Source organism: Methylorubrum subtropicum, assembly GCF_038442325.1.
In the GTDB taxonomy this organism is placed as follows: Bacteria; Pseudomonadota; Alphaproteobacteria; order Rhizobiales; family Beijerinckiaceae; genus Methylobacterium; species Methylobacterium subtropicum.
Map to the genome: position 1 here is coordinate 253,727 of NZ_JBBXMW010000007.1, position 6,521 is coordinate 260,247.

Genomic DNA, 6,521 nt, shown 5'->3' on the forward strand with positions numbered 1-6,521 from the left:
TTACCCCGCGTAGAGCGTCTCCCCTTCCTCGCTGCCGCGCATGACCACGACACGCCGTACGTAGCGGGCGATGTCGGGCACCGCGCCCGGCACCGTCAGCTCCACCGCCCGCTCGCCGCGCGGGCGCTTCCCGCGCCACTCCGCGTAGGGGTAGGCGTCGAGGGACAAAAAGGTGTCGGCGCCCCGCGGCGCCGGAAACTGGCCAGTGGCGCCCGAATTGATCGGCGACAGCTCGATCCGGTCGCAATAGGCGGCGACGAAGGGCGCGGCCTCGATCTCGATGATCTCGTGGGCGTGGTCGCGGTAGGCGCGGCCCGCGAGCAGCGTCAGCACCCGCTTGCGGCTGAGCCAGAAGAACACCCGCTCGTTCAGCCGCGCATGCCAGTCGGCCGGCGTGAGGTCGTCGCGCAGGCAGCGGGCGAGCGCCTTGTCGCTCAGGGGCTTCTGATCGCGCAGCACGATCCGCCCGAGATCGGCCCGCTCCAGCACGATGCTCTCGGGCCGCCGCCGCAGGGCGGCGTCACGGGCCACGCCTTCGATCCCGAACAGGTCGAGCGCGGCAACCGGGCTCAGCAGGCCGTGGCGGCGGATCGTCGGCCACGCCCCGGCCTCCGCCATGTGGAACAGCGTCGGGCAGTCGCGCAGCCACTCGGTCCGTTCGTCGTCGGTCATCGCGCGCCCTGCTTTCGCCCGATCGGCCGGGCAGGGATGACGCCCGACGCCCTTCAACGCAAAGCCAGCCCGATCCGAGCGCCATGCCGATCGCCGCACCCCTTCGCCGCTTCCTCCTCGCGAGTGCGGCCCTTGCCCTGCCCACCGTCGCGCAGGCGCACCCCCATGTCTGGGTCACGGCCAAGGCCGAGGTCGCCTACGAGGGTGGGCGCGTCGCCGGCATCCGCCACACGTGGAGCTTCGATGCGTCCTACTCGGCCTTCGTGACGCAGGGGCTCGACACCAACGGCGACGGCAAGCTCTCGCCCGAGGAACTGCAGGGCCTCGCCACCGAGAACACCGCGAACCTCGCCGAATTCGCCTACTTCACCAAGCTCAAGGTCGCGGGCCGCGATCAGGCTTTTAGCGATCCGCGCGAAGCCCGGATGGCCATGGACGGCGACCGGCTGACCTTGAGCTTCCTGCTGCCGCTGAAGGCACCCGCCGTGCAAGGCCGGGGCGTCGCGGCGCTCGAGGTCTACGATCCGACCTACTTCGTCTCCTTCAGCCTCGCCGAGGGCGCCGACGCCGTGCGCCTGCCCGGCGCGGCGGCCGGCTGCACCACCACCGTGACGCGGCCGAAGAACGCCGAGCCCGCTGTGGCCGAGGCCGGCAAGTCGATGAGCGAGGCGATGTTCGAAGCCCTCACCTCGGCTTCCAATTACGGCGAGCAATTCGCCAACCGGGCCATCGTCGCGTGTCCCTGACGGCGGCGCTCGCCCCCAAGGCAGGAGCCGCGAGCCGGCTCCCCCTGCGCCTCGCCTTCGCCGCCGGTGCGGTGCTCGTTGCGGCGGGCCTGCTCGGCGCGCTCGCCTGGATCGTCGGGCCGGTCGCCGCCCCGCCGCCGCGCTCGCCCTTCGGGATCGGCTTTCGCGAGGCGGCCCCCGCCGCGACCGGGCTCGGCGGCTGGCTGCTCAACGTCCAATCGAATTTTTCGCGCAATCTCCAGGGCGCGGTTACGGCGCTGAAGGCGGGGGGCGGCTGGTGGCCGCTCGTCGCCATGGGCTTCGCCTACGGCGTGTTCCACGCCGCCGGACCCGGCCACGGCAAGGCGGTGATCGCCGGCTACATCGTGGCGGGCGAGCGCTCCTTACGCCGCGGCTTCTCGCTGAGCGCAGCCGCCGCCCTGCTCCAGGCTTTTGTCGCCATCGCCATCGTCTGCGTCGGCGCGCTGATCCTCAAGGCGACGGCCGGCGGCATCACGCGGGCCGGCACGCTGATCGAGACCGTCAGCTTCGCCCTGGTCGCGCTGCTCGGCGCCGCGGTGACGTGGCGCAAGGCCGGGCGGCTCGCCGCGCTCGCCACGGACGCGCCCGCTGCGGCCTGCGCCCCCGGTTGCGGCCACACCCATCTCACCGACGCCGCGGCGCTCGACCGGCTGGGCCACTGGCGCGAGCGGGCCGGCGTGGTGCTCGCCGCCGGAAGCCGCCCCTGCGCCGGGGCGGTGCTGATCCTCGTCTTCGCCGCGAGCCAGGGGATGCTGTGGGCCGGCATCGCTGCGACCCTCGCCATGGCTTTCGGCACCGCGCTCACCACAGGGGCACTCGCGAGCCTCGCGGTTTTCGCCAAGGCGCTGGCGCTCCGCCTCGCGGGCGGACGCGGCCGGGCCGGGGCGCTGGCGGTCGGCGGGCTCGAACTCCTGGCCGCGGCCTTCGTGCTGGTGCTCGGCCTCGCCCTCGTCGCCGGGATCGCCGCGAGCGTCGGCGGCTGAACGTCCTCTCGCCAAAGGTCGTGAAGCCGTGGCAGGCTGCACGCCTTGATCAGAGGAGCCCTGCGTGACCGCACCCGGCGATGCCCTCGACGCCTTCGCGCCGATCCTGAACTGGCGGCTTCTCAAAGGTTCGCACGCCTTTCCGGGCCCGGACGGCGGCACCTGCATCAACGAGGCGGCGATCGTCGCGGCGGGCCTGCCCTATCGGACGATCCGGGCGACCGAGGATTGCCCGCCCTGCTTCTCGCGGCCCCTCGCCGCCTACGCGCTGGGCCTCAACGACGCGATGCCGGAAGCCGAGCGCCAGGGCCTGATGGCCTTCGTGCTGCGCCTCTCGGGCTCGGCCGACGCGCCCGAGATCGAGGCGGCCCGCACGCAGTTCCTGGCGCTGGAGAGCGTGCGCCGCATCCTGCCGCCGCTGCTCGACCGGGCCGGCCTGCCCGCGCTCGCCGCCCGCTGCGAGACCGCGCCCGACGCCGAGGCCGCTTTGCTGGCCGCCAGAACCGCGGAAGGGCAGGGCGGGGCACTCTCCCACGCTGCGTCGGGCCGGCGCGCCTGGGTGATCGGGGCGCACGCCTCGGCTGTCGCCCGCACCGCCACGGCGGCGATCCGGGCGTTCGACGATCCGCGCTGCGCGGCCGAAGTGGCGGAGGGCGCAGCCCCCTTCGCCGACGGCATCTGGAGAACCGCGCTCGGTATCCTCGACGGAGCGCTCGGCATCGGCCGGCAGGCGCCGTCGATCGACCTAATCGACGCCCGCGATCGCTTGGAACGAGCCCGGGCTCAGGCGTAGGCGCGCGGGCGCGGCTCCTCGGCGAGGTCGATCTCCATCGATTCGCAGTTGGCCAGCCAGCGCCCGGTCAGGTGGTAGAAGAAGGTGCAGTGGCCGACCACCCCGATGGTCCGCTCCGGCCGCGCCCGCAGCCATTCGCGAAAGCCCGCGACGCGCTGGTCGAAGATCGTCTGCGGCTCGACGTGCCAGCCCTCGGGCCCGACCGCACCTTCGGCGTACCACCACGTCTCGGGCAGGTGATCGACCCGGAAATCCGGAAATTCCTGCGCCAGCACCGAGGCCGCGCGGCCGATGTCGCAGCTGCTCTCCTGGCATTCCCGGTGAAGCACCTCGACCAGAACCTTCGGCTTGGCCGGGTGATCGGCAAAGATGCCCGCGGTGGTCTGGAGGGCGCGGGTCAGCGGCGAGGTGACGACGAGTTCGAACGGCACGTCGCGCAACCGCGCGCGGGCGGTCCTAACCTGAGCGTGGCCGCGCTCGGACAGACGGGCGTCGATATGGCCGGGATCGCGCCCCGTCGCCTCGTGCTCGGCGTTGAAGGTCGATTCGCCGTGGCGGATGCAGAGGATGCGGGTCGCTGACATGAGCCCGATGTAGGCCGGGGGCCGCCACGCGCCACCCATTGCGGCGGCGGGTCTCGCCTGCGCACGCAACCGGACGAAGCGTCACCGTATGTGCGCAGCGGCGCCGGTTTCCGCACCGATGCGACGGGCGCGGTGCGGGCGCGGGCGGAAGGAGGGGAAAGCTTCCCGTGGCGGGAAGGCACGGCGCGGAGGAGCTTCGAGGACAACCGGTCCGTGCCGGCACCCTCAAGGAGTTTTTCGATGCACCCCCGTCCCGTCTCGAACCCAGGTCTTCCCCGCAACCTGCTGATCGGCCCGCTCGTCGCCCTCGTCGTCGCCTGCTTCGGCAGCCCGCCGGCCCGCGCCGAGGAAGCGGGAAGCGGCGCGCTGGTGCTGCGCCGCGAGGGCGCCGCCCCGGTCGAGGCGCCGCGACTGCGGGCGGACGCCGCCATCACGGTCAGCGGCCCGACCGCGCGGGCCACCATCACCCAGGCCTTCCGCAACACCACCGCCGCGTGGGTCGAGGGCACCTACCTGTTTCCGCTGCTGGAGGATGCCGCGGTCGATTCGATGAAGCTCGTGGTCGGCGACCAGGTGATCGTCGCCGACATCCGCGAGCGGCAGGCGGCGCGGCGCGCCTACGAGGCGGCGAAGGCCGAGGGCAAGGCCGCCGCGCTCACCGAGCAGCAGCGCCCGAACCTGTTCACCAACGCGGTCGCCAATATCGGCCCCGGCGAGACCGTGCTGGTGCAGATCACCTATCAGCAGAGCGTCCGGCTCTCCGGCGGCACTTACGCGTTGCGCCTGCCCACCGTCGCGGCGCCGCGCTACAGCCCGGCCCCGCCGCTCGTGCAGGGCGCCGCCGAGGGCCCGGCCGCGCCCGATCCGGTGCCGGATCGCGCGAAGATAGAGGCGCCCGTGCGCGATCCCGCCCGCCACGCGCCGGTCAACCCGCTGACGCTCGCCATCGACCTCAAGGCCGGCTTCGCGCTGGGCGCGGTGAAGAGCGCCACCCACGCGATCCGCGTGGACGACGTTTCGCCATCCGAGCGCCGCATCACGCTGGCCGACGGCGCCACGGCGGCCGACCGCGATTTCGAGCTGACCTGGGCGCCGGCACCGGGCACCGCACCCGCCATCGGCCTGTTCCGCGAGCGCGTCGCCGGGGCCGACGCGGTTCTCGCCGTCGTGACGCCACCCGCCGAGGCCGTCCCGGCGCCCGCGCTGCCGCGGGACGTGGTGTTCGTCATCGACAATTCCGGCTCGATGGGCGGCGCGTCGATCCGGCAGGCCAAGGCCAGCCTGCTCGCCGGCCTCGACCGCCTGCGGCCGGGTGACCGCTTCAACGTGATCCGCTTCGACCACACCTACGACGCGCTGTTTTCCGATACGGTGACGGCCGACGAGAGCCATCTCGCCACGGCAAGGAACTTCGTGGCCGGGCTGGAGGCGAGCGGCGGCACCGAGATGCTGGCGCCGCTCAAGGCCGCGCTTCAGGACGCGCACCCGGACGAGACCGGTCGCCTGCGGCAGGTCGTGTTCCTCACCGACGGCGCCGTCGGCAACGAGGCGCAGATCTTCTCCGCCATCGCCGCGGAGCGCGGGCGCACGCGGCTGTTCATGGTGGGCATCGGCTCGGCCCCCAACGGCACCCTGATGCGCCACGCGGCCGAACTCGGCCGGGGCAGCTTCACGGAGATCCGCTCGGTGGATCAGGTGGCCGAGCGGATGCGCGAGCTGCTGGTGAAGTTGGAGAGCCCCGTCGTCACCGACCTCGCCGCCACCTTCTCGGAGGCCGCCGACGCCACGCCCGCGCAGATGCCCGACCTCTATCGCGGCGAGCCGGTCACCGTCGCGGCGCGGATGCCGGAGGCCAAGGGGACGCTGACCATCACCGGCCGGATCGGCGGGCAGCCGTGGCACACGGTCCTGGACCTCGACGCGGCAGCGGAGGGCGCCGGGGTCAGTAAGGTCTGGGCGCGCCAGAAAATCGCCGATGCCGAGACCGCGCGGATCACCGGCCGGCTCGGCCCGGAGGCTGCCGACGCCGCGATCCTGCGGCTCGCCCTCGACCACGGCCTCACCACGCGGCTGACCTCGCTGGTGGCAATCGACGCCACCCCGCGCCGGCCCGAGGGCGTGCGCCTCGTCAGCACCGACCTGCCGCTCAACCTGCCCGCCGGCTGGGATTTCGAGGCCCTGTTCGGCGGCGCCGGTGAAGCCGCCCCGCCGCGCCAGCGCCGTGCCGGCTTGCCCCCGGCCCGGTACGCCGCGGCCCCCTCCGTGCCGCTGCCGCAGACCGCTACGGATTTCGAACTGCGGGCGCTCGCCGGCCTCGTTCTCCTCGCCCTCGGCCTGCTGATGGCCGCTCGCCGCCGCAGGCTGGCGTGATGGGCAGGACCATGCGCGAGCCGAATGGGGCGCCTCTCCTCCCCCTTGCGGGGAGGAGATGGAGGTGGGGGTGGTGCAGGAGGCACCGCTCCCGCCCCATCCTGCACCACCCCCACCCCGAACCCCTCCCCGCAAGGGCAGGGCTATCGCATTTGGGTGATGAGGTCGGCGAGGAAGTCGTCATCCCATCCGGCGAGCTGTCGCTTGGTGTGCAGGGAGCCCTTGGCGGTGTCCTGGCGCAGGATGGCGAGGGCCAGTCGGCGCAGCAGGGCGAGGTTCTGGGCGGTGGTGACGTTGCGGGTGAGGATGTCGTCCTCGCGGAAGGCGACGTCGAGGAGCCAGTGCTGGTCGT

Annotated in this window: 6 protein-coding genes and 1 pseudogene; 4 read left to right on the forward strand and 3 right to left on the reverse strand. The window is 73.1% G+C overall.

Annotation, left to right across the window (positions count from 1 at the left end; translation table 11 throughout):
* Nucleotides 1-672 carry a DUF7002 family protein gene (locus tag AAHG03_RS12630; RefSeq protein WP_342151018.1) on the reverse strand — a complete coding sequence of 224 codons (672 nt, stop codon included), beginning with the start codon at nt 670-672 and terminating at the stop codon, nt 1-3.
* 83 nt (nt 673-755) lie between these two features.
* Here AAHG03_RS12630 and AAHG03_RS12635 point away from each other — a divergent pair, with 83 nt between their 5' ends.
* The 3 genes from AAHG03_RS12635 to AAHG03_RS12645 all read left to right on the forward strand — a co-directional run bounded on the left by AAHG03_RS12635 (nt 756) and on the right by AAHG03_RS12645 (nt 3,215).
* Complete coding sequence (locus AAHG03_RS12635; protein WP_342151019.1) at nt 756-1,418, forward strand: DUF1007 family protein; 663 nt, start codon at nt 756-758, stop codon at nt 1,416-1,418.
* Nucleotides 1,409-2,422 carry a nickel/cobalt transporter gene (locus tag AAHG03_RS12640; RefSeq protein WP_342151020.1) on the forward strand — a complete coding sequence of 338 codons (1,014 nt, stop codon included), beginning with the start codon at nt 1,409-1,411 and terminating at the stop codon, nt 2,420-2,422. The genes AAHG03_RS12635 and AAHG03_RS12640 overlap by 10 nt, the downstream gene beginning before the upstream one ends.
* 64 nt (nt 2,423-2,486) lie before the next feature.
* Nucleotides 2,487-3,215 (forward strand): hypothetical protein, encoded by a 729-nt coding sequence (locus AAHG03_RS12645; RefSeq protein WP_342151021.1) that lies wholly within the window; start codon nt 2,487-2,489, stop codon nt 3,213-3,215.
* Here AAHG03_RS12645 and AAHG03_RS12650 read toward each other — a convergent pair.
* Entirely contained in the window at nt 3,206-3,799 is a 594-nt protein-coding gene (locus AAHG03_RS12650) for a histidine phosphatase family protein (RefSeq protein ID WP_342151022.1), read from the reverse strand. The genes AAHG03_RS12645 and AAHG03_RS12650 overlap by 10 nt on opposite strands.
* Before the next feature lie 240 nt (nt 3,800-4,039).
* On the opposite strand from AAHG03_RS12650, the gene AAHG03_RS12655 reads away from it, so the two are divergent.
* Complete coding sequence (locus AAHG03_RS12655; RefSeq protein WP_342151023.1) at nt 4,040-6,169, forward strand: marine proteobacterial sortase target protein; 2,130 nt, start codon at nt 4,040-4,042, stop codon at nt 6,167-6,169.
* A 143-nt stretch (nt 6,170-6,312) separates the two neighbouring features.
* Here the strand turns inward: AAHG03_RS12655 and AAHG03_RS12660 are convergent.
* Nucleotides 6,313-6,521, reverse strand: a pseudogene (locus tag AAHG03_RS12660) (hypothetical protein); the annotation flags it as partial.